Source organism: Mycolicibacterium sp. MU0053, assembly GCF_963378095.1.
Classification (GTDB): Bacteria; Actinomycetota; Actinomycetes; order Mycobacteriales; family Mycobacteriaceae; genus Mycobacterium; species Mycobacterium burgundiense.
In genome coordinates this window covers 1905328-1925884 of record NZ_OY726397.1, presented here as the reverse complement: position 1 = coordinate 1925884, position 20557 = coordinate 1905328, and the positions used below count along the sequence as shown (strand labels likewise).

The 20557-nt window shown below is 69.4% G+C and carries 18 protein-coding genes; 5 read left to right on the top strand and 13 right to left on the bottom strand.

Annotated features, from left to right (window positions below; translation table 11 throughout):
• Positions 1-25: 25 nt before the first annotated feature.
• The gene (locus RCP80_RS09050; RefSeq protein ID WP_308482009.1) at positions 26-1519 is read left to right on the top strand and encodes a stealth family protein; all 1494 of its coding nucleotides are present in this window, start codon (positions 26-28) and stop codon (positions 1517-1519) included.
• Between the two features lie 10 nt (positions 1520-1529).
• On the opposite strand, the gene RCP80_RS09045 is transcribed toward RCP80_RS09050, so the two are convergent.
• From RCP80_RS09045 to RCP80_RS09020, 6 genes are all read right to left on the bottom strand, one after another.
• Positions 1530-2429, bottom strand: coding sequence for a phosphodiesterase (locus tag RCP80_RS09045; protein WP_308482008.1), 900 nt, complete (start codon positions 2427-2429; stop codon positions 1530-1532).
• 42 nt (positions 2430-2471) lie between these two features.
• Positions 2472-3845, bottom strand: coding sequence for a metallopeptidase TldD-related protein (locus RCP80_RS09040; RefSeq protein ID WP_308482007.1), 1374 nt, complete (start codon positions 3843-3845; stop codon positions 2472-2474).
• A complete protein-coding gene (locus RCP80_RS09035; protein WP_308482006.1) occupies positions 3842-5362 on the bottom strand; it encodes a TldD/PmbA family protein in 1521 nt (506 codons plus the stop codon). The genes RCP80_RS09040 and RCP80_RS09035 overlap by 4 nt, the downstream gene beginning before the upstream one ends.
• 154 nt (positions 5363-5516) lie before the next feature.
• On the bottom strand, positions 5517-5969 hold the full coding sequence (locus RCP80_RS09030) for a GreA/GreB family elongation factor (RefSeq protein WP_308482005.1): 453 nt from the start codon (positions 5967-5969) through the stop codon (positions 5517-5519).
• An 82-nt stretch (positions 5970-6051) separates the two neighbouring features.
• Complete coding sequence (locus tag RCP80_RS09025; RefSeq protein ID WP_308482004.1) at positions 6052-7299, bottom strand: NAD(P)/FAD-dependent oxidoreductase; 1248 nt, start codon at positions 7297-7299, stop codon at positions 6052-6054.
• 107 nt (positions 7300-7406) lie between these two features.
• The gene (locus RCP80_RS09020) at positions 7407-8900 is read right to left on the bottom strand and encodes a PucR family transcriptional regulator (protein WP_308482003.1); all 1494 of its coding nucleotides are present in this window, start codon (positions 8898-8900) and stop codon (positions 7407-7409) included.
• Between the two features lie 31 nt (positions 8901-8931).
• Between RCP80_RS09020 and RCP80_RS09015 the strand changes: the two genes are divergently transcribed.
• From RCP80_RS09015 to RCP80_RS09005, 3 genes are all read left to right on the top strand, one after another.
• Complete coding sequence (locus RCP80_RS09015) at positions 8932-9801, top strand: carbohydrate ABC transporter permease (protein WP_308482002.1); 870 nt, start codon at positions 8932-8934, stop codon at positions 9799-9801.
• Positions 9788-10600 carry a carbohydrate ABC transporter permease gene (locus RCP80_RS09010; protein WP_308482001.1) on the top strand — a complete coding sequence of 271 codons (813 nt, stop codon included), beginning with the start codon at positions 9788-9790 and terminating at the stop codon, positions 10598-10600. Before RCP80_RS09015 ends, RCP80_RS09010 begins: the two co-directional genes overlap by 14 nt.
• A gap of 85 nt (positions 10601-10685) precedes the next feature.
• Positions 10686-11996, top strand: coding sequence for an ABC transporter substrate-binding protein (locus RCP80_RS09005; RefSeq protein ID WP_308482000.1), 1311 nt, complete (start codon positions 10686-10688; stop codon positions 11994-11996).
• Between the two features lie 94 nt (positions 11997-12090).
• Here the strand turns inward: RCP80_RS09005 and RCP80_RS09000 are convergent, their stop codons facing one another.
• The 5 genes from RCP80_RS09000 to RCP80_RS08980 form a co-directional block, all read right to left on the bottom strand.
• Positions 12091-13557 (bottom strand): peptide MFS transporter, encoded by a 1467-nt coding sequence (locus tag RCP80_RS09000; RefSeq protein WP_308481999.1) that lies wholly within the window; start codon positions 13555-13557, stop codon positions 12091-12093.
• Between the two features lie 120 nt (positions 13558-13677).
• On the bottom strand, positions 13678-13935 hold the full coding sequence (locus RCP80_RS08995) for a hypothetical protein (RefSeq protein ID WP_308481998.1): 258 nt from the start codon (positions 13933-13935) through the stop codon (positions 13678-13680).
• Between the two features lie 37 nt (positions 13936-13972).
• On the bottom strand, positions 13973-15226 hold the full coding sequence (locus tag RCP80_RS08990) for a protein kinase family protein (RefSeq protein ID WP_308481997.1): 1254 nt from the start codon (positions 15224-15226) through the stop codon (positions 13973-13975).
• A gap of 66 nt (positions 15227-15292) precedes the next feature.
• A complete protein-coding gene (locus tag RCP80_RS08985) occupies positions 15293-16132 on the bottom strand; it encodes a CbiQ family ECF transporter T component (protein WP_308481996.1) in 840 nt (279 codons plus the stop codon).
• Positions 16129-18216, bottom strand: coding sequence for an ATP-binding cassette domain-containing protein (locus tag RCP80_RS08980; protein ID WP_308481995.1), 2088 nt, complete (start codon positions 18214-18216; stop codon positions 16129-16131). Before RCP80_RS08980 ends, RCP80_RS08985 begins: the two co-directional genes overlap by 4 nt.
• Positions 18217-18294: 78 nt before the next feature.
• Between RCP80_RS08980 and RCP80_RS08975 the strand changes: the two genes are divergently transcribed.
• Positions 18295-18747, top strand: a complete 453-nt coding sequence (locus RCP80_RS08975) for a MarR family winged helix-turn-helix transcriptional regulator (protein WP_308481994.1) — start codon at positions 18295-18297, stop codon at positions 18745-18747.
• 27 nt (positions 18748-18774) lie between these two features.
• Here the strand turns inward: RCP80_RS08975 and RCP80_RS08970 are convergent, their stop codons facing one another.
• Together RCP80_RS08970 and RCP80_RS08965 are read right to left on the bottom strand one after the other, a co-directional pair.
• Positions 18775-19791, bottom strand: a complete 1017-nt coding sequence (locus RCP80_RS08970) for an esterase-like activity of phytase family protein (RefSeq protein WP_308481993.1) — start codon at positions 19789-19791, stop codon at positions 18775-18777.
• The gene (locus tag RCP80_RS08965; RefSeq protein ID WP_308481992.1) at positions 19792-20496 is read right to left on the bottom strand and encodes a VIT1/CCC1 transporter family protein; all 705 of its coding nucleotides are present in this window, start codon (positions 20494-20496) and stop codon (positions 19792-19794) included.
• Positions 20497-20557: the final 61 nt, after the last annotated feature.

Here is a 20557-nt window from a genome sequence, read left to right as displayed (position 1 = left end):
GTCCCGGCGCAGCAAGCCGGCAGGGATGGTGCGCCCGCACGCCAGTTACCCCCTGCCGGATCCCGCGGCGATCCCGCGCGAAGCGATGGTGGAAGACCTGCTGTTCCTGCGTGCCGTCATCGCCGCCGCGCGCATCGATTATCTGCTGATCCAGGGCGCCGATCGGCGGCCCGTGATCGCCATCGACCAGGCCGACCGCGCGGTCTTCGCCGCGGCCCTGGCCGACGCCGGCGCCCGCCAGCCCGTGCATTGCGCCGTGGTCGACGCCAAGATCCCGCACGCGATCGTCCTCGCGGACGCCGCGTTCGCGTTGAGCCCGGAGGCGCGTATTTTCCGGGTCTTTCGGCCGCGCGCACAGCGCAACGACGGCCTGCGCCACGAGCAGGAGGCCGGCGTCCAGATCCAGCTGTGGTCGTTCACCGCCGACACCATCGTGCTGCCGATCCCGAATGCGCTCACGCGCAACGCCATTCCCGCACGCGAGGCCGTGCGCACCACGGTGGAACGCTACGGCCACACCTGGCCGACATTGCAGCACATGTTCACCGCCCACGCCGGCGACGTCACCTTCGATATCGACCTGGTCTTCTCCTGGGTCGACGGCGCGGATCTGCAGTGGCAGCGCCAACGCGCCGAAGCGATGGCCGGCCACGTGCACGGCGCCGGCGACGACTCCGCGGCCCGGTTCCGGCACGTCGACGAACTGCGCTACGCGCTGCGCTCGGTGCACATGTATGCGCCCTGGATCCGGCAGATCTACGTCGCCACCGACTGCGCCCGCCCACACTGGCTGGCCGACGATGACCGGGTGCGGTTCGTGCGCAGCGCGGAGTTCTTCGCCGACCCAGCCGCGCTGCCCACCTACAATTCGCAGGCCGTCGAATCCCAATTGCACCGCATCCCGGGGCTGTCCGAGCACTTCATCTACGCCAACGACGACATGTTCTTCGGGCAACCGGTGGGGCCGGAAACGTTCTTCTCCCCCGGCGGGATCACCAAGTTCATCGAAGACGACACCCGGATCGGGCTGGGGAGCCCGGAGGAGGACCGCAGCGGCTTCGAGAACTCCGCCCGGGTCAACCGGCGCCTGTTGCACCACCGCTACGGCGCCGTGATCACCCGGCATTTGGCGCACGCCCCGACCCCGCTGCGCAAGTCGGTGGTGACCGAGATGGAAACGGAGTTTCCCGACGAGTTCGCGGCGACGGCCGCCAGCCCGTTCCGGGCCCGGGACAACATCTCGGTGACCAATTCCCTGTACCACTACTACGCGTTGCTCAGTGGCCGGGCCGTGGTGCAACAGGGTGCGCAGACGCGCTATGTCGACACCACCGCCAAAGCCGGTCTGCGGGAAATGAAGACGCTGCTGAAACAACGTTCGGTCGACTTCTTCTGCCTCAACGACGACGCCGACGAGGAAGTGTCCCCACGCAAGCGGGCCAAGGCCATGACGAAATTCCTGCGGTCCTACTTTCCGATTCCCGCCCCGTGGGAGCGTCCCGACCCGGAAATCGGCTAGCCCGCCGGCGCTACGTTCGCAGCAGATCCGCGCCGGGAATCCGGATCCCGGCCTGCTCCAGCCGGCGGGCGGTTTCGTCGGCCGAAACCGCCTCCCCGACGGTCGCGTAGGTACCGATGGGCACCACCGAGTGCACGATCGTGTCCGGATAGACGTGCACGAGGTTGCTCGACTGGGCGCCGTCGCGCCCCCGCTGCGAACCGACGGGCGCGTTGAGGTCCTGGGTGTAGCAGGTGGCCGCCACGACGGAGACGGGGATTCCGGCGAACGTGGCCGTCGTCGAATAGTGCAGGTGCCCGGCCAGGATCGCCCGCACGTCGGTGCCCCGCAGGACCCGAGCCAGCCGCGCCTGTTCGCGCAGTTCGACCAGCACCGCCAGATCCTGGACGCACGGGATCGGCGGGTGGTGCATCGCCAAGATCGTGCCGTGCGGGGCCGGGGTCGCCAGTTGCGCGGCCAGCCACTGCAGCCGCTCCTCGTCGATCTCCCCGTGGTGGTGTCCCGGCACGGTGGTGTCGAGGGTGATCACGCGCAGCCCGGCGAGGTCGTAGACGTAGTCCACGGCGCCGGCGCCGGGCGCATCCGGCAGGAACTGCGCCCGGAAGTTCGCCCGGTCATCGTGGTTTCCGATCACCCAGATCACCTGTGCGCCAAGTTCAATGGCAACCGGGGCGACCAACTCCTGTAACCGGGTGTACGCCTGCCGTTCACCTCGGTCGGCGAGATCGCCGGTGAAGATCAGGGCGTCGACGCGGGCCTGCGAGGCCAGCATCTCGTCCAGGATCTGCTGTAGTCGAGCCTCGGCATCGAGTTGTCCGTATAACCGCCCGGCCCCGACCAGGTGCGTGTCGCTCAGGTGCACCAGTCGATGAGTGGGACGGCCATGTTCGGCCTCACGCACCTCGCCCATGCCGACCACCGTAGCCGACCAGCTTGACTGCATTCCGCCCCGCTATTGCGCCTGGCTGACCGAGGACATGTGAAAGTCCGGGATTCGCAACGACGGCATCTGCGCGCGCGTGGCCCAATCGCCCCACTCGCGCGGCAGTGTGACCTCCGAAATTCCGGCCTCGGTGGCTCGGCGCAGCAACTCCAACGGGCTTTCGTTGAACCGGAAGTTGTTGACCGCCGCGGTGACCTCGCCGTCCTCGATGAGGTACACGCCGTCGCGGGTCAGCCCGGTCAACAGCAGGGCGGTCGGGTCCACCTCGCGGATGTACCACAGCGTGGTCAGCAGTAGACCGCGCTCGGTGGCCGCTACCATGTCCGCCAATTCCGCTGTGCCGCCGGTCATCAGCAGGTTCGAGGCCGGCACCGCGACGGGCACGTCGAATTCTGCCGCGGCGGCCCGCGGGTAGGCCAGCGCGTTGATCACGCCGTCGCGGATCCAGTCGACCCGCTCGATGTCCATCCCGTTGTCGAACACCGACATGGTTTCCGACGAGCCGCCCACCGAGACGAACGGCATGCATTCCAGGCCGGCCGCGAACGGATCCGAGTACAGCGTCAACCCCAACTCGGTGAGCTTCTCCCCCACCCGGGTGCCGCCGCCGGGGGCCGCCAACGCGGTGTGGCCCTCCTGCGCGCCGCGGCCCTCCATGGTCCAGCCGAGGTAGATCATCATGTCCGCGACGGTGGACGGCGGCATGATCGTCTCGTAACGGCCGGCCGGCAATTCCACCGTGCGCTGCGACCAGTCCAGCCGCATCGACAGTTCGGCGAGCATCGCATCGACGGGAACCTCGACGAACCACGGCGTGCTGGTGCCGGCCCACGCGCTGGCATCGCCGCGTTTGGCGTTGATCTCCACCGACCCGGTGGGCTGGGTGAAGCGGCGGCGAATCCCGGTAGAGGTTGCCAGATAGGTGGTTTCGACGATGTGATGGGCAAATCCGTACAGCTTGTCGGAGCCCCCGAAACCGCGACTGAGCGCGGTCGCGACGCCACCGAAGGCGTCGGCTCCGGTGGCCGCCGGCGCCTGATCCCAGTCGTCGGGGGTCGCGCCGCCGGACAGCAGCGGGACAGCGTCGCGGGCATCTGGGGCCGAGCGGGCGGCATTCTGCGACGCCGCGACCAGCGCCGGGATCGCCGCGGGGTCCACGTCGGTGGAACTGAGCGAACCCACCTTGGCGCCATCCTCCGACCGCACGATGGCGACCACAATGGTGCTGCGCTGCACCGATTCGCCGTTGGTGGTCATCGAATTACCGGCCCAGCGCAGCGATGCGTCGGCGGTGTCGCGCACCATCACGATGGTCTCGTCGGCCCCGCCGACCCGCGCGGCCTCGGCCAGCACCAAGTCCACCACCTGCTGCGCCGGAATCATGAATGCGCTCCTTCGCTGCGGGTGTTGAGCACGTTGACTTTTCGGAACAACGCCGAGGGGCAGCCGTGGCTCACGGCCGCCACCTGACCGGGCTGGGCCTTGCCGCAGTTGAACGCCCCGCCCAGCCGCCACGTTGACGGCCCGCCGACGGCCTCCATCGAATTCCAGAAATCGGTGGTGGTCGCCTGATAGGCGACATCGCGCAGCTGCCCGTCGAGCTCCCCGTTGCGGATCCGGAAGAACCGCTGCCCGGTGAACTGGAAGTTGTACCGCTGCATGTCAATTGACCAGGACTTGTCGCCCACGACGTAGATGCCGTCCTCGACCCGGGAGATCAGATCCGCAGTGCTGATGTCCTCGTCGGCGGACTGCAGGCTCACGTTGGCCATCCGCTGGATGGGCACATGGTGCGGAGAGTCGGCATACGAGCACCCATTGGAGCGCGCCTGACCCAGCCGGGGCGCGAACACCCGGTCCAGTTGATAGCCGACGAAGATGCCGTCGCGGATCAGATCCCAACTCTGGGCCTGCACCCCCTCGTCGTCGTAACCGACTGTGGCCAAACCGTAGTGGACCGTACGGTCGGCGGTGACATTCATCACCGGCGAACCGTACTGCAGCACGCCCCGCTTCTCCGGGGTGGCGAACGACGTGCCGGCGTAGGCGGCCTCATAGCCGATCGCGCGATCGTATTCGGTGGCGTGCCCGATGGATTCGTGGATGGTCAACCACAGGTTGGTCGGATCGATGACCAGATCGGTGGGTCCGGCCACGACGCTGGGCGCCTTGGTCTTCTCGGCCAGCAGATCGGGAATCCGAGCGAGTTCGCCGCTCCAGTCCCAGATCTCGTCGTCGCGGACGGCCTCCCACCCGCGGCCGGTCGGCGGCGCGAGCGTGCGCATGGATTCGAAGGTGCCCGAGGCGGCGTCGACGGCCACCGCATTGAGCAGCGACTGCAGGCGCACCCGCTGCTGAGTAATCGACGAGCCGAACGTGTCGGCGTAGAACGTCTGCTCCTTGGCGCAGTTCAACCCCGCCGAGACATGGTCGACGCCGTCGGCGGCCAGCAGTCGCCCCGAATACTCGCCGAGCAACTCGACCTTCTCGGCGGTCGGCACCTCGAACGGGTCGATCCGGTACCGCGACACCCAGTTCACGTCGCGATAGACGGGCTCGTCGGCCAGTTCGATGCGCTCGGTGTTCAGCGGCCCCAACGTGGTTGCGACGTAGACCGCGCGGCGGGCGGTGTCGGCGGCCACCTGGGTCGACAGCTCGGCGTGGGAGGCAAACCCCCAGGTGCCGTCGACGATCACCCGCACGGCCAGCCCGATCTCGCGGGACTCCACCGCGGTCTCGAGTTCGCCGTCGCGCATATGCACCACATCGGTGGAGATGCGTTGTATACGCAGGTCGGCGTAGCTGGCGCCGGCGGCCAACGCAGCCTCCAGCGCGGCCGCGGCCAACTCGTGGCGCGGCAGGGCAAGGAAATCAGCGTCGACTTCGCGGCGGGCCGTCACGACTGGCACTGTAGCTGCCGGCGCGGGGCCTGGCAGCGCCGATGGTGCGGCGTGTTTCCCGGAAGACTTCCCGGAAGACAACTGCCCACCTCGTAGCGACAGTCGCTACGAGGTGGGCAATCGGTCAGTGCGTCCCCCTCCACCGATGCGGGGGTTAGGCCTCGCTCAGTCCGTACGGCACGGCGCTGAGCAGCGTGACCTGCTGCAGGCTGCCGTTGGGCAGCTCGTAGCTGCGGGTGTCACCGACCCCCGCGCCGACGATCGCCGCGCCCAGCGGCGAGTCCGGCGAATAGACCTCGATGCCACCGTAATCCGCACCGCGCGTGCCGAGCAGGAACTCCTCGGTGTCGTCGCTGCCCTCGTAGCGGATGGTCAACACCATGCCGGGCTCGGCGACGCCGTCGTTTGGCGGCTCTTCACCGACGGTGGCGTTACCCAGGATCTCGTGGATCTCCTGGATCCGGGCCTGCTGGGCGCGCCGGACCGCCTCGGCGTTCTGGTCGGACGAATCGTCGTTGTCGTCGGTCCGCTGCTGCAGGGCTTCGAGCTCCTCCTGCAGCTTCTGGTGGGCGGTCGGCGTCAGCCAGATCCGGTGTGCAGTCGTCATAGTTGTGAATCTCCTTAAATAGGAAGGGCTGTCGTCAGGGGCGGGTGGCAATCGCACCGCCCCTGACGACGTGGGTGGAGGTTTACCGGTACGGCTGGAAGGGCCGTAGCGCGTCGGGTTGTTTGCCGGTGGTGATCTGCTCTGCGAGCAACCGGCCTGTCACAGGGCCATGCGCCAGGCCCCACATTCCGTGTCCGCCGGCTACGAACACTCCATCGGCGAGTTCGCCGATCAGTGGCAGGCCATCCGGGGTGACCGGGCGGGGCCCGACCCAGACGTCTTTTTTCTGCTCCCAGTTCACCCCGTCGAGCAGTCGGCTGGCCGACTCGGCGACGGCGTGCACCCGGGCCGGCACCAGCGGGTCATCCGGCCCGCGGAATTCCATGGTGCCCGCGACGCGCAGCCCACCCTGATAGGGCGTGCACGCGACCCGTTCCGAGGGCAGGTAGATGGGTCCGAGCAGCGGACGTTCCACCGGCACAGTGAACGAATAGCCCCGGCCCGCACGGACATCGGCGCGTATCCAGCGATGCGTCAGGTCCGGCAGCCAGGCACCGGTCGCGAGCACCACGGCGTCGGCGGTCAGCATCGCGCCGCCGAACGCGTGCACCGCGGCCTGCCCCCGGTAGTGGGTGATGTCGGTGATCCGCAGTTCGCGGATCTCACCGCCACGCTCGGTCACGGCGCGTCCCAGGGCCGTCACGAACTGACCGGGATCGACGTAGCGCTGATGCTCGACGGACAACCCCACCGTGGCCGCCGACGACGCCAGCGGAACCCGCTCGCGAAGCTGCGCCTCGGACAGCTCGGTGACCTCGATGCGCTGACCCGCCTCGCGCATGTCCTGCAGTTCGCGGCGCAGTTCCCGCGCCTGGGTCTCGTTCTCGAAAAGCGCGGTGATCGCCGAATCCGTGAGCGGCGCGTCGACCCCGTTGCTGATCAGCACGTCGTAGGCCTCGAGGCACTCGTCGTTGAACGGCAGATTGGCGCGGATCGCGGCGTCGACGCGGGAGCGCCGGCAGTTCAAGGCGAAGCGAGTCAGGAAACGCAGCAGACCGAGGTCCGCACGCAGCGGGATGTGCAGCGGCGCCGTCCTGCTGAACAGGCTTTTCAGGCCGTAGCGCAGCACCGAGGGCTGGTTGAGGGGAATGGTCAGCGCGGGTGAGATCCAACCGGCGTTGCCCCAGGAGGAGCCGGCCGCCACGCCCTCGCGGTCCACCACGGTGACCTCGACGCCGCGTTCCTGCAGAAACCAGGCGGTCGACAGCCCGACGATGCCTGCGCCCACGACGACCACAGAGCGTGGCCCGCCGTCGATGCGCTCGGTCATCGTGTACCTCCCCTAAGTAGTTACCTCCATGATGAGGCAGCAATGACCGCAGCTCATGTGGTCTAACCACAACGAAGAGGGCGGAGATTGTGGCCCTGCCACACCGCCTAGAGTGCCGCGAGTTCGATCATCAGCGCCATGCGCTTCTGCGGATCGCTGAGATCCACCCGGGCGACCCGGATCAGCTTGCGCAGCCGGTTGCGCACGGTGTTTTCGTGCACGCCCAGGATGTCGGCGGCGACCACCGCGTCGCCCTGGGCCACCAGCCAGGCCCGCAGCGTCGTCACGAACTGGGTGCCGTGCTCGGCGTCGTAGCGGATCAGCTCCGCGACCGGCCCGCGCGTCGGCCCGCGCCCCGACCCGGCGGCCGCGCGCAACCGTTGCAGCAGGATGTCGTCCCAGCGCTCGTCGTACGCGGGCGGATCCCCGCCGGCGGCCTCGTGCAGGGCCAGGCATTCGTCGGCTTCCCGGCGGGCGACCACCAGCTCGTCGGCGGTGGCGGGCCCGCTGATGCCGGCCCACATGGTCGCCGTCTCGGGCAGCGCATCGGCCAGGGCGGCCACCCAGTGCCGCGCCGAGTCGGTGGATTCCACCGGCAACACCGTGTAGACGGTGTTCTCCACCACCGCGCTGCGGCCCGGACGCGACCACCCGAAACCCGCGGTGGCCTGCTCGAACGCCATCAGCAGCGCGGTGTGCGGCTCGGTGTCCGCGCGCGGGCGCACCGCGATCACCTGCAGCGATCCCGGCGACAGCCCCAGCCGACTGGCGAGCGTCGCGGCGTCGGCGGTGCCCTCCAGCAGCCGGATCACCGATTCGGACTCGACCTGACGCTCCAGATCGGCGCTGGCCCGGGAGCGCAGCAGATGCAGTGCCACCGTCCGGGCCCCGTCGGCCAGGGTCCGCCGGGCCGCGCCGCGCAGCGGGCGGGGGCAGCTCACCCACACCGACCCGAGCAGCTCCCGGCCCACCCGGACCGCCACCACCATGCGACCGTGCAGCCCGGACTCGTCGTCGGGGTCGACGAAGAACGGCTCGTCGGTGGCCATCAGCCGGGTGAACACCCCGCGCTCGGTCAACAGCGTGCGGAACCCATCCGGGGTGCGCCGGGCCAGGATGGTCTCGACGCGGGCCGGATCGACGTGGCCCTGATCGCGCGAATAGGCCAGCACGTTGGCGTGACGGTCCTTGATGATCAGCGGTTCGCCGAGGGCGTCGGCCAGGCTGTCGGCCAGCGCGAACAAATCGGTGGGTCCGCGGCCCGATTCGGTCTCGCGCCCCTCCAGCACCAGGCCGTAGACCACCGCGGCCAGCTCGCTCCACGGGACCGCCGGGTCCACCTGCAGGACAGCGACGTCGTCGGCCGCGGCAACCCCGTCGGCGCGCACCAGCACCGCGATGGCCCCGACGTCGCGCGCCATCCGCACCCCGTCTGGGACGGTGGCCGCGCCCAGGGCCAGCAGGACGTCGCCGGAGACCTTCGGTTCGCGCGGTTCGGGCAGCACCACACTGCGCAGTTCGGTGGAGCGCGGCACCGCACCGAGTCGGGAGACCACGCCGTACCCGCCGAGCACGTTGACGAGCCGGTCCAGGGTGATCACGTTCGCAGCCTAGTCAGCGTTTAATGTCCCCATGCCCAAACTCGCGCGATCGACCGGGCTGGGTTATGCGTTGTTGGCGCCCAGCCTGTTCGGGGTGGCGGCGTTCCTGCTGCTGCCGATGCTGGTGGTGGCGTGGCTGAGCCTGCACCGCTGGGATCTGTTGGGTCCGATCAACTATGTGGGGCTGGACAATTGGCGCTCGGTGCTCTCGGACCCGACGTTCGGCAACTCGCTGCTGGTGACGCTGGTGTTCATCGCGCTGGTGGTGCCGACCCAGATGGTGCTGGGCCTGGCCGCGGCCGCGCTGTTGGCGCGGGAGTTGCCGGGCAGCGGCGTGTTTCGCACGTTGTACGTGGTGCCGTGGGTGTGCGCGCCGCTGGCGATCGCGGTGTTGTGGCGCTGGATCCTGGCGCCCACCGACGGCGCGGTGGCCACCCTGGCGGGCCGGCAGATCGACTGGCTGACCGATCCGGGCCTGGCGCTGCCGGTGGTCTCGGCGGTGACGGTGTGGTCCGGGGTGGGCTATACGACGCTGTTCTTCGTCGCGGGCATGCTGGCGATCCCGCCGCAGGTGCACGCCGCGGCCCAGATCGACGGCGCCACCGCGTGGCAGCGGTTCTGGCGGATCACGCTGCCGATGATGCGGCCCACGCTGTTCTTCGTCGCCGTCACCGGGGTGATCAGCGCCGCGCAGGTGTTCGACACGGTGTACGCGCTGACCGGGGGCGGGCCGCAGCAGCGCACCGACCTCGTCGCGCACCGGATCTATGCCGAGGCGTTCGGGTCCGCCGCGATCGGTCGGGCTGCGGTGATGGCCATCGTGCTGTTCGTCATCCTGGTCGGCATCACCGTGGTCCAGCACCTGTATTTCCGCAAGCGGATCAGCTATGACCTGGCGTAACGCGCTGATCTACCTGGGCCTGGCGGCCGGGGCGCTGCTCACCGTGGCGCCGTTCGCGCTGGGGTTGCTGACGTCGTTCACCTCCGCCGAGCAGTTCGCCACCGGGTCGCCGCTGTCGTGGCCCGATCCGCCGACACCGGCCAACTACACCGGCCTGGCGGACTTCGGTTTCGGGCGCGCGCTGGTGGTCACGGCGTTGATGACCGCGGTGATCCTGGCGGGCCAGCTGACGCTGTCGGTGCTGGCCGCGTATGCCTTCGCGCGGTTGGAGTTTCCCGGCCGGGACGCGGTGTTCTGGGTGTACATCGCGACCTTGATGGTGCCGGCGACGGTGACCGTGGTGCCGCTGTATCTGATGATGGCCCAACTGGGTCTGCGCAACACGTTCTGGGCGTTGGTGCTGCCCTTCGTGTTCGGCTCGCCGTACGCGATCTTCCTGCTGCGGGAGCACTTTCGGGGCATCCCCCGTGACCTGGAGCGCGCCGCGCGCATCGACGGCGCCAACACCTTGGACGTGCTGGTGCATGTGATCCTGCCGTCCTCGCGCCCGATCCTGGTGACCTTGGCGTTGATCACGGTTGTTTCCCAATGGAATTCGTTCATGTGGCCGCTGGTGATCACCAGCGGATCGCAGTGGCGGGTGTTGACGGTGGCCACCGCCGGCCTGCAGTCGCAATACAACGCGCAGTGGACGCTGGTGATGGCCGCGACGACGGTGGCGATCGTCCCGTTGCTGGCGCTGTTCCTGGTGTTCCAGCGCCACATCGTCCGCTCGATCGTCGTGACGGGACTCAAATGACCGCGCTCACATTCGCCGAGATTGACGAAATGCCGGAAGTTACTCGCACAAACCGGCCCAGACTCACCTTTGGGCGGGAAGTGCGGTGAGGGCGCTGCGGGTTTCGACGATGTTCGCACTCGGGGTGCTGGGCGTGATCGTGGCGTTGCTGGCCGCCGCGGTGCTGCTCGGCCGGGAGACGGCGCCGGGTGGGCGCACCGTGATCACTTTGCGGCTCTGGGATCAGCAGGTGGCCGGCGCCTATCGGGAGTCGCTGGACGCATTCACCGCGGCCAACCCCGACATCGAGGTGCGGGTCAACGTCGTCGCCTACGCGGGCTACTTCGACTCGCTGCGCACCGACGTGGCCGGCGGCAGCGCCGACGACATCTTCTGGATCAGCAACGCCTATTTCGCCGGCTACGCCGACAGCGGGCGTCTGCTGCCGATCCCACCGTCGCCGCGCTGGGAGCCGTCCGTGGTTGCGCAGTTCACCCGCGCCGGAACCCTGTGGGGCGTACCGCAACTGACCGATGCCGGGATCGCGCTCTATTACAACGTCGACCTGCTCAGGCAAGCCGGCATCGACCCGGCCACGCTCGACGAGCTGCGCTGGGGCGGGCCCGACGACACCCTGCGCGCGGTGGCGATGCGGTTGACGCTCGACGGGCAGGGCCGCCACGCCGGTGCCCCCGGATTCGACCCGGGCCGGATCCGGCAGTGGGGCTACAACGCCGCCAACGACCTGCAGGGCATCTACCTGCCCTTCATCGGTTCGGCCGGCGGAACGTTCTCCGACGGCGACCAATTCAGCTTCGACAACCCCGAGGCCGCGGCCGCATTCGAGTACCTGGTCACCCTGATCAACACCGATCACGCCGCACCGCCGGCCGCGGCGACCAACGACAACGGCGACTTCTCCCGCAACCAGTTCCTGGCCGGCCGGATGGCACTGTTCCAGTCCGGCACCTACAACCTCGCCAACGCCGCGCAGGCCAACTTCGACTGGGGGGTGGCGATGCTGCCGGCGGGTCCGGCCGGGCGGGTCAGCGTCACCAACGGTATTGTCGCGGCGGGTAACTCAGCGACAAGGCACGCCGCGGCCACCCGTCGGGTGCTGGACTGGCTGGGCAGCACCGCCGGCAACGCCTACCTCGGCGCCGGCGGCACCGCCATCCCGGCCGCCCTGGAAGCCCAGCGGACCTACCACGACTACTGGGCGCGGCGCGGAGTCAACGTGCGCCCGTTCTTCGAGGTGCTCGACGGGCCGCACCTGAGCGCGCCGGGCGGCGTCGGTTTCCCCGCCGGATTCGCCGCGCTCCAGCCCTATTTCGACGAGATGTTCCTGGGCCGGTGGCCGGTCGGTCGCGCGTTGCCGCAGGCCCAGGAGGCCGCCAACGCTGCCGCGTCACGCTGACGTCGCCTCCCCACCTCCGCGAGCGGCCATCGTGGTACGCAGAATCGCACGAATACGTACAAGAGTGGCCCCTCGCGTTTTGCGGCCGGCGCACTCAGTGCACGCCCTCCATGTGCCGGCTGATCCACGGCGCAATCGCGAAGACCCCCAGTCCGACGACGATCGCGACGGACCCCAGGATGCCGAAGTACGCGACCTCGCGGGCCACGTCGTAGTAGCCGGCCAGCACCCCCGACATCGACGTGCCCAGGCCCACCGAGAAGAAGTACAGCGCCATCATCTGCGCGCGGAACGCCTCCGGTGCCAGCTTGGTGGTCACCGACAGCCCGATGGGCGACAGCAGCAACTCCGAGATCGCGAACACCGCCATGATCGCGAGGACGATCAGGACCGGCACGGACCGGCCCGACGTCCCGCCCAGCGGCACGAAACACAGGAATGCCAGCCCCATTCCGATGACGCCGTAGGCGAATTTGCGCGGCGTGGTGGGCGCGCGGTTGCCCAGCCGCGTCCACATCACCGCGAAAATGGGTGAGAGCAGGATGATCCAGATGGGCTCGAAGGAGCCGATCCAGTTCGACGGCGCGGTCCAGCCGAAGATCGACCAGTTCATCCGCTCGTCGGAGTAGACCGCCAGTACCGTGAAAATCTGCTGGAACAGCGACCAGAACACCGCGTTGGCGACGAACAGCGGGATGAACGCGCGCACCCGGGTGCGTTCCACCGGGGTCACCCGCGCATTGGTCAGCATGATCGCGAAGTAGGCGATCGACGCGACGGCGATCACCAGCGTGGTCGCCTGCGACAGGTTCACCAAGGTCACCCATCCGAGTGCGATGACGACGACGATGACGACGATCGCGGTCACGAGTACGCCGACGCTCTTACCGATGGCGCTGCGCGGCAACGGGTTCGGCACGTCGCGGCCGTGGGTGCCCAGGTTGCGCCGGAACATCACGTACTGGGTGAGCCCCAGCGCCATCCCGATGGCGGCGGCACCGAAGCCCCAGTGGAACCCGACCCGGCTCTGCAGCAGGCCGGTGATCAGCGGTCCGACGAAGGCCCCCAGGTTGATGCCGAGGTAGAACAGCGTGAAGCCGCCGTCGGCGCGCGGGTCGCCCTTGTCGTACAGCGTGCCCAGCAGCGAGGACGCGTTGGCCTTCAACGCCCCCGAACCCAGCGCCACGAGCACCAACCCGAAGCCCACCCCGGCCATCCCCGGCAACACCGCCAACGCGATGTGCCCGGCCATCACGACGACCCCGCCGTAGAAAACGGTGCGCTCCATGCCGAGCACCCGGTCGGCGATCCAGCCGCCCAGGACCGTCGACAGGTACACCAGTCCGCCGTAGGCGCCGACGATGCCGGTCGCGGTGCTCTGCGCCAGCCCGAGGCCGCCGTCGGTGGCCGAGTAGTACAGGTAGTACCCGAGAATCGTGAGCATCCCGTAGAACGAGAACCGCTCCCACAATTCGACGCCGAACAGGTTCGTCAGCCCGATGGGATGTCCGAATACGGTGCGTCCGGGATCCTGCGCGGCGGAGGTGTCGGCGGTAGGCATGAGGACCACCCTTGCACTGCGGGTCCGGAATTGGTGGCGAACCCGCCGGGAACGCATCGACAAAAGGACGCGCGCCCCAACCGTGGGGCGCGCGTCCTTCGGACCGGTCAGACCTCGGGGTCAGTCGTCCCAGTAGGTGTCGGTCCAGTCGTCGTTGTTCTGGTAGCTGACGTCGTCCCAGTAGGTGTCGGTCCAATCGTCATCCATCGCGACGAAATCACCGTGCGGCAGCTCGATATTCATCGTGGACTGCGGGGCTTCGATCCCTGCGGTCGGGGCGGGCGCGAGGGCCGCACCGGCGGCACCGGCGCCGACGATCCCGAGACCGGTCAGGGCCACCCCTACCGTGACGACTTTCCAGTGGGCTGGGCGTTGCATAGGGCACTCCTGTTCAGCGAGGTTTCTTTCTTACCGTTCAAATATCGCTGGCGAAGATGAGGGGCGCGGGAGTCGAGGATGAGCGATCTCTCATCCTCGCCAACCACCGTCGCGCCAGCTCGAGACGCTGGGTGGTGCGCTCGGGCCAGTCGCCGCGCTGGCTCCGGAACGGGCCGGTGGCCAGGCCGAACACCACCGCGGCGGTGCGCAGGCACAGGTCCTGCGGATCGGTGTGCCGCTGGGCATGGGTGAGGATCTGCGCGCTGTAAGCCCGCGCCCGCGGGCTGCGCAGCCCCAGTACCGACAGGTGTCCGAGCAGGTTGGCCCACTCGTCGGCGCGCTGACCGGGGCCCGCGGAGTCCACGTCGATGACCGCGCTGACGCGGCCGTCGCGCACCAGCAGCTGCGCTTCGTAGAAGTCGCCGTGCACCGGCACCACGGGGTGGCTGGGCGCGGTTGGGGCCGAACGCAATTCGTCGGCCACCGCCGACACCAGCCGCTCGGGCCCGCGGCCTCGGGTCGTCAGCTCCAGCACCGCCGCCGAATCGTCGATGCGCTGCAGATGACCGCGCCGGGCGGGCAGGTCCAGCAGTTCGGCGGGCAGCGCGTCGAGCACCTCCTGCAGCGCGGCCGCGGTCGGGATCGCTGCCGCAACCGGCCCGCCCGGGGCCACGAGTTGCCGCAACACCACGCCGTGAGCCTCGGGCAGCACGATGATGCCCCGCTCGCTGGTGGCCACCACGGGCGGCACCGGCAACGCCGACGCCAGCAGCCCGTGCCGGATCTGCAGGTCGGGTACCGTCGCGGGCCGCACCACCTTCACAAACCAGCGGGGGCCGCCGTCGTCGTCGGCCGAGCCGACCTCCAGCACCGCGCGCTGACCGGGCCGGTAGGCGCGCACCGAGATTCGGGGGTTCCGGGGCACGCGCAGGCCGGCGTCCTCGAGCAGGCCGGCGAGCCGGCCGGGGTGGCCGGCCAGGGCCAATCCCGGCAGCGCCGGATCCTGGGGCCACCGCCACACCCCCACTTCGGCGGGGACACCCTCGAATTCGCCGGCGAGCACCGTCGCGCCGTCCGGGATGCGGTCACCGGCGGCCGCGACTAGCACTTCGCTGCGTACACCGCCGTCGGCGCGGCGCACCTCGCCGACGTAGCGCACCCGGACGCCACCGGTCGGGGCGACGTGGGCGTCGGCCACCCGCAATGCCGTGAGGTCGGCGTCGTACTCGCCGACGGCCGCGGCGAGGAATTCGGCGGCGCGCGGCCCGAGCAGCAGGTTCAGGGCGGACATATCCACCACCCTGCCGGGCGGACCGGTGCCGGGGATGAGACGCGCATGAGAGCGCTCTCATCTACCTCACGGCGCGGGGCTGGTGCCCAACAGGAACAGCTCGGAGCACAGCGTGGCGGCGCAGAAGGTGACCACGATGGCCAGCGCGATCATGTCGTTGCGGCGCGGCTTGGCCTGGACGGCGGAGAACTGTCCCGTGCCGCCGCGCGCCGTGATGGCATCGCCCATCTCGTCCCCGCGGCGCAGGGCTGCCGTGATGGCCGCCGCCAGCACGTCGACGAGCTCGTACCCGACCCGGCGGATCCGCATCATCCGGCGCGGGTAGTGCGGCCGGGGCCGCAGCTTGCGCGCCGCGAACAGCACCCGGAACTCGTCGAGCAACATCGGGAACGAGCGCAAGGCCAGCGCCGTAGCCACCGCCCAATCGTCGACGGGCACCCGCAGCGCCTTCAGCGGGCGGCCCAAGGTGGCGATCGCTGGTGCGACCTCGGAGACGTTGGTGGTCCACGACACCAACATGCACAACCCCAGCAGCACCACGGCCAGCAGCGAGATCCGGGTGAAGTTCAGCAGTCCGCCGAGCCCCAATTCGACTGAGCCGATGGTGACTTCGGGGCTGCCGGCCCCCAGCGCCGCGGTCAGCGCCCCGAATGCCAGCAGCAGCCAGAACCACCACGGAATCGTGGGCAGCACCCCGCGCGTGATGCGCGCCAGCCGGGCCGTCACCAACACCAGCACGCCGATCCCGAGGATTGGCACCCAGCCCGGGAAGAAAGTCAGCAGTACCGAAAACGCGAAGACCACAATCAGTTTGGTGCCGGCCCACAGGTCGTGGATCGGTGAGGGCCCGGGGACCGGGCGCAGCAACACGACGGGGCGGCGCTGCCGTTTCGAGGGTGCGGTCACGACAGCTCCTTGGCCGATGTCGAGGCGGCTTCCAGCACGCCGTCGTTGAGCTGCAGGATGCGCGGGCACAGACCTTCGAGCCCGACGAAGTCGTGCGAGATCACCACGACCGTCAACCCGGTTTCGCGACGCAGATCCTCCAACAGCACCAGTAGGTTTCGCTGGCTGGCGGCGTCCACCCCGGCCAACGGTTCGTCGAGAATCAGCACCCGCGGCGAGCGGGCCAGCAGACCGGCGAGCACCACCCGGCGCATCTGGCCGCCCGAGAGTTGGTCGATGCGCCGGCGCGCCAACGACGCGTCGAGGCCGACCCGGGCCAGCGCGGCCTTGACCTGCTTGGTGTCCCCGGGCGAGAACCCGGCCGCCGAGGCCACCTCGAGATCGACCCGCGGCCGCATCAACTGCAGCCGCGCGGCCTGGAACGCGACGGCCACCTCCCCGCACTGTTCGCCGGCGGGTTTGCCGGCCACCCGCGCGCTGCCCGAGGTGGGTTCGACGAGACCGGCCATGATCCAGGCCAGCGTGGACTTGCCGGACCCGTTGCCGCCGTGGATCAGCACGCCGTCACCCTCGTGCACGGTGAAACTGACGTCGTTCAGCGCGGATTTGGCCCACGGCGTGCCGGCGCTGTATTCGTGGCTGACCCGGTCGAATTCGATGACCGGCGTGCCGGTGGGCGCCTCGTTGGCGGCGCCGGTAGCGGCCGGTACGACGGCGGTGCCCACCATCTCGGTGTTGTCCCGGGACTCCGACAGGCTGACAATGCGGTTCGCCGATTCGGCCTCGCCGGCATAGTGCGTGATCTGCAGCACGCTCATGGAATGCCGCCGGGTCAGACCGGACAGGACCTCGAGCAGACCGTCGCGGCCGGCCTGATCCACCATCGAGGTCACCTCGTCGGCGATCAGCAGCGCCGGTTTGCGCGCCAGCGCCGCGGCCACGGCCAGCCGCTGCAGTTCCCCGCCGGACAGCCCCCCGGTGTCGCGTTCGCCCATGCCCGCCAGGCCGACCTCGTCGAGCAGGGCGTCGACGTCGACATGCTGACCGGGCGGCAGACCCCACACCACGTCGTCGGCCACCCGGGTGCCGAGCACCTGACTCTCGGGGTGCTGCAGCACCACGGAGGTGCCGCCGGCCTCGCCGAGCGCCACCGCGCCGGGCCGCGCCACGGTGCCCGAAGTCGGTTCGCGGCCCGCGAGGATCAACATCAGCGTGGTCTTGCCGGAGCCGTTGGCGCCGGTCACCGCGATGTGCTCGCCCACCTCGATGTCCAGGGTGATGGGAGCCAGCGCGTCGTGCTCGGCGTTCGGATAGCGGAACCGGATGTCGCGCAGTTGCACCGGCAGCGGGCCGGGGGTGCCGTCGCCCGGGGTTTCCAGCTTGTGCACGTCCGGGATGCCGCGCAGTTGTTCGAGGACGCGCGCCAGCACCCACCACCCGATCATCGAGACCAGCATGATCGACCACACCGCGTAGCCGCAGACCAGCAGTGGCCAGTACCGCAGGCCCCATTCCACGACGTCCCGGATGGGGTCGGCCGTGGCGGCCAGACCGTCGCCCAGCCAGGTGAACGGTGGCACTCCGATCCAGTTCAGGAATCCGGCGGCCGATTCGTTGAACCGCGCCAGCCCGGTGGCGTTGGCGGTGATGGTGTCGAAGATCAGCACCCGCAGCCGCGACAACACCAGCAGCCCGAGCACCGCGAACACCCCGAACGCCAGGCCCGCGAGGATTGAGGTCCACAGCACCGTGAAGGCGCCGCGCCCCCGGCGTTTGACGATGCCGGTCAGCCCGCCGATGTAGGCGCACATCATCACGGTCATGAATCCGCCGAGGCCCGCGACCAGGAACGCGATGGCCCCGCCCGCGAACGCCGCGGCGATCAGCGCCCGCACCCGGTACCGGTAGGCCAGCAAGCCCATCGGGACGGTGCCGAGCAGGGAAACGCCCTGGGCAAACGGGATCACCACGGCGATCACGGCACACGCCGCGCACAGCGCGGCCATCACCGAGGCCTGGGCCATTTCGGCGGGGCGCAACGACCGAGCCCGCGCAGGTCGGGGTGCGGGCCGGGTTGCGGTCATTTCACGATTCTGCCAGGGCCGTCGACCTAAACGGCGAATCGGGTTGTTCTACATAGCGAACCTATCTAACGTGGGGGCATGTCGCCGCCCACCACCGAGCTCGGTGTGGAGTTGTTGGCCGTCGTGGCCCGGTTCAACCGGTTGGCCACCCAGCGCAGTCGACCGCCGCTGCCGTGGGCGCAGGCCCGGCTGCTGTCGATGATCGAGGAGGCCGGCGAGGCCCGGATCTCGGATCTGGCCACCCGGGACAACTGTTCGCAGCCGACGATGACGACCCAGGTCCGCCGACTCGAGGAAGCCGGACTGGCGACCCGCAGCGCCGACCCCTCCGACGCCCGCGCGGTGCTGATCCGGATCACCGACGAGGGCGTGCGCACCCTGGGAGACGTGCGCCGCAACCGGGCCGCGGTCATCGATCCGCTGCTGGCACAGCTCGACCCCGCCGATCGTGAGGTGCTGGCGAGCGCGGTGGACGTGTTCCGTCGGCTGCTCGAGGCCGCGGGACCGGTCCCGAGTCGCCCCGAGAAGTAGCTCGCATTTCCCCGGGACGGGGTGTCGTCAGGCTGCTTCCCGGCGCATCAGCAGGAACTGCGTGACCTGCGCCGGATTGAAGTTGTTGTCGCTGACCAACACCACCGCCCCCGCGGGGCCCAGCGTGATGCCCTCGATGTTGTCCAGCGGCGTCGGACCACCCGCGGCGCTCAGGTCCGCGACCAGGGTCTTGGTCATCGATACGACGTCGGCGGGCAGCGCGGGATGCACCAAGGTGTCTGTGGCTGCCCCGATTTCGGCCCGGAACACCCGAATCGTGGGGCCCGGACCGCCGGCGCGCTCGATCACCAGGAACTCCGTCTCCGACAACGCCACCATTCCGGACAGCCCGTTGGATCGACCGGCCGGGGCCGGTTCGAGACGATAGGCATACTGTGCGAAGGGTTTTCGCGTGTCAACGTCGAACGCGGTGATGCGGGTCAACGACGCCGGATCCTCGAGCAGCGGCTCCTCCAAACCCGCGAACAGCGTCTGTCCGGACGGGCTCAGCGTCAACCCCTCCACACCGTTGTTGGGCCGGATCCCGCGCTGCCCGGCGGGGTCGACGACGAGATTCGCCGGCAACGCGAACTCGCCGGCCGCGCTGCCGTCCAGCCCGGCGATGCGGATCCAGGCCTGCAGGACCGGTGTCCCGTCGCCGGTCGGGCGACCCCCCTCGGTGGACCAGTAGAGCCGCTCCCGGACGGCGTCGACGGCCAGGCCCTCGGCGTCGGCGATTCCGGCTCCGGCCAGTGGCTGCATTCCGGTGAACCGCACCGGATCGATCGCGTTGTCGGACAACGGAATCTCGGCGGTGTAGAACCGGACCGGACCATGCTGTGCCTTGTCGTCGCTGAGCACGTAGTAGCGCCGCTGGCCCGGGTGATAGCTGATCGCCGAGAGCCCGCCGATCACCGTGCCGTCGAACTGTGCGCCGTGCGCGACCGTGGTCTGATCCGCATAGCGCAGCTCATCGGCGGTCGCGACAGGGGTGCACGCCGCCCCGGCGACCAGCGCGAGCACCACCGTCAGGACCCACCGCACTCAAACAACCTGCCCGACGAGCAGTCCCACGACGTAGGTCGCGCCGATGGCGATCGAACCGAACAGCAGCTGGCGCGCGCCACCGAACCACAACGGTTGCTTGGTGAAGTGCGCGGCCATGGCGCCGGCGATCATCAGCCCGATGCCGCCGCAGATCAGACCCGCCGGCAGCGATTCGAAACCCAGCAGGTACGGGATCAACGGGATGATCGCGCCGATGCAGAACATCAGGAACGACGACACCGCCGCCACCTTGGGCGAGGGTTTCTCGGTGGGGTCGACGCCGAGTTCGGTCACCAGGTGGATCCGCAGGGCCTGCTGCTTGTCGCGGTGCAATTCCTCGGCGGCCTGCCGTGCGGTCTCCGCCGAGAGGCCCATCTTCTCGAACGCCACGGTCATCTCGCGCTGCTCGGCCTCCGGGAACAGCTTGAACGCGCGCTTCTCGACCCGCACCTCGGCGTCGATCTGCTCGTTGGCGGTGGTCACCGAGGTGTACTCGCCCAGCGCCATCGAGAACGCGCCGGCCAGCAACCCTGCCACCCCGGCGAGCACGACGGTGCTGGCCCCGGCTCCGGCGGCCACGCCGGCGACCAGCGCGGTGTTGCTGACCAATCCGTCCATCGCCCCGAACGTCGCGGCCCGCAGCCAGCCGCCGGTGACGTCGGGATGCTGGTGATCGAAATCGTGCGGCAAACGTCTCGGCATGTCTCGATTGAACGCCAGCGTCGTGACCCCGCTCAACTCAGGCTTACCTGCGTTAGCCGAG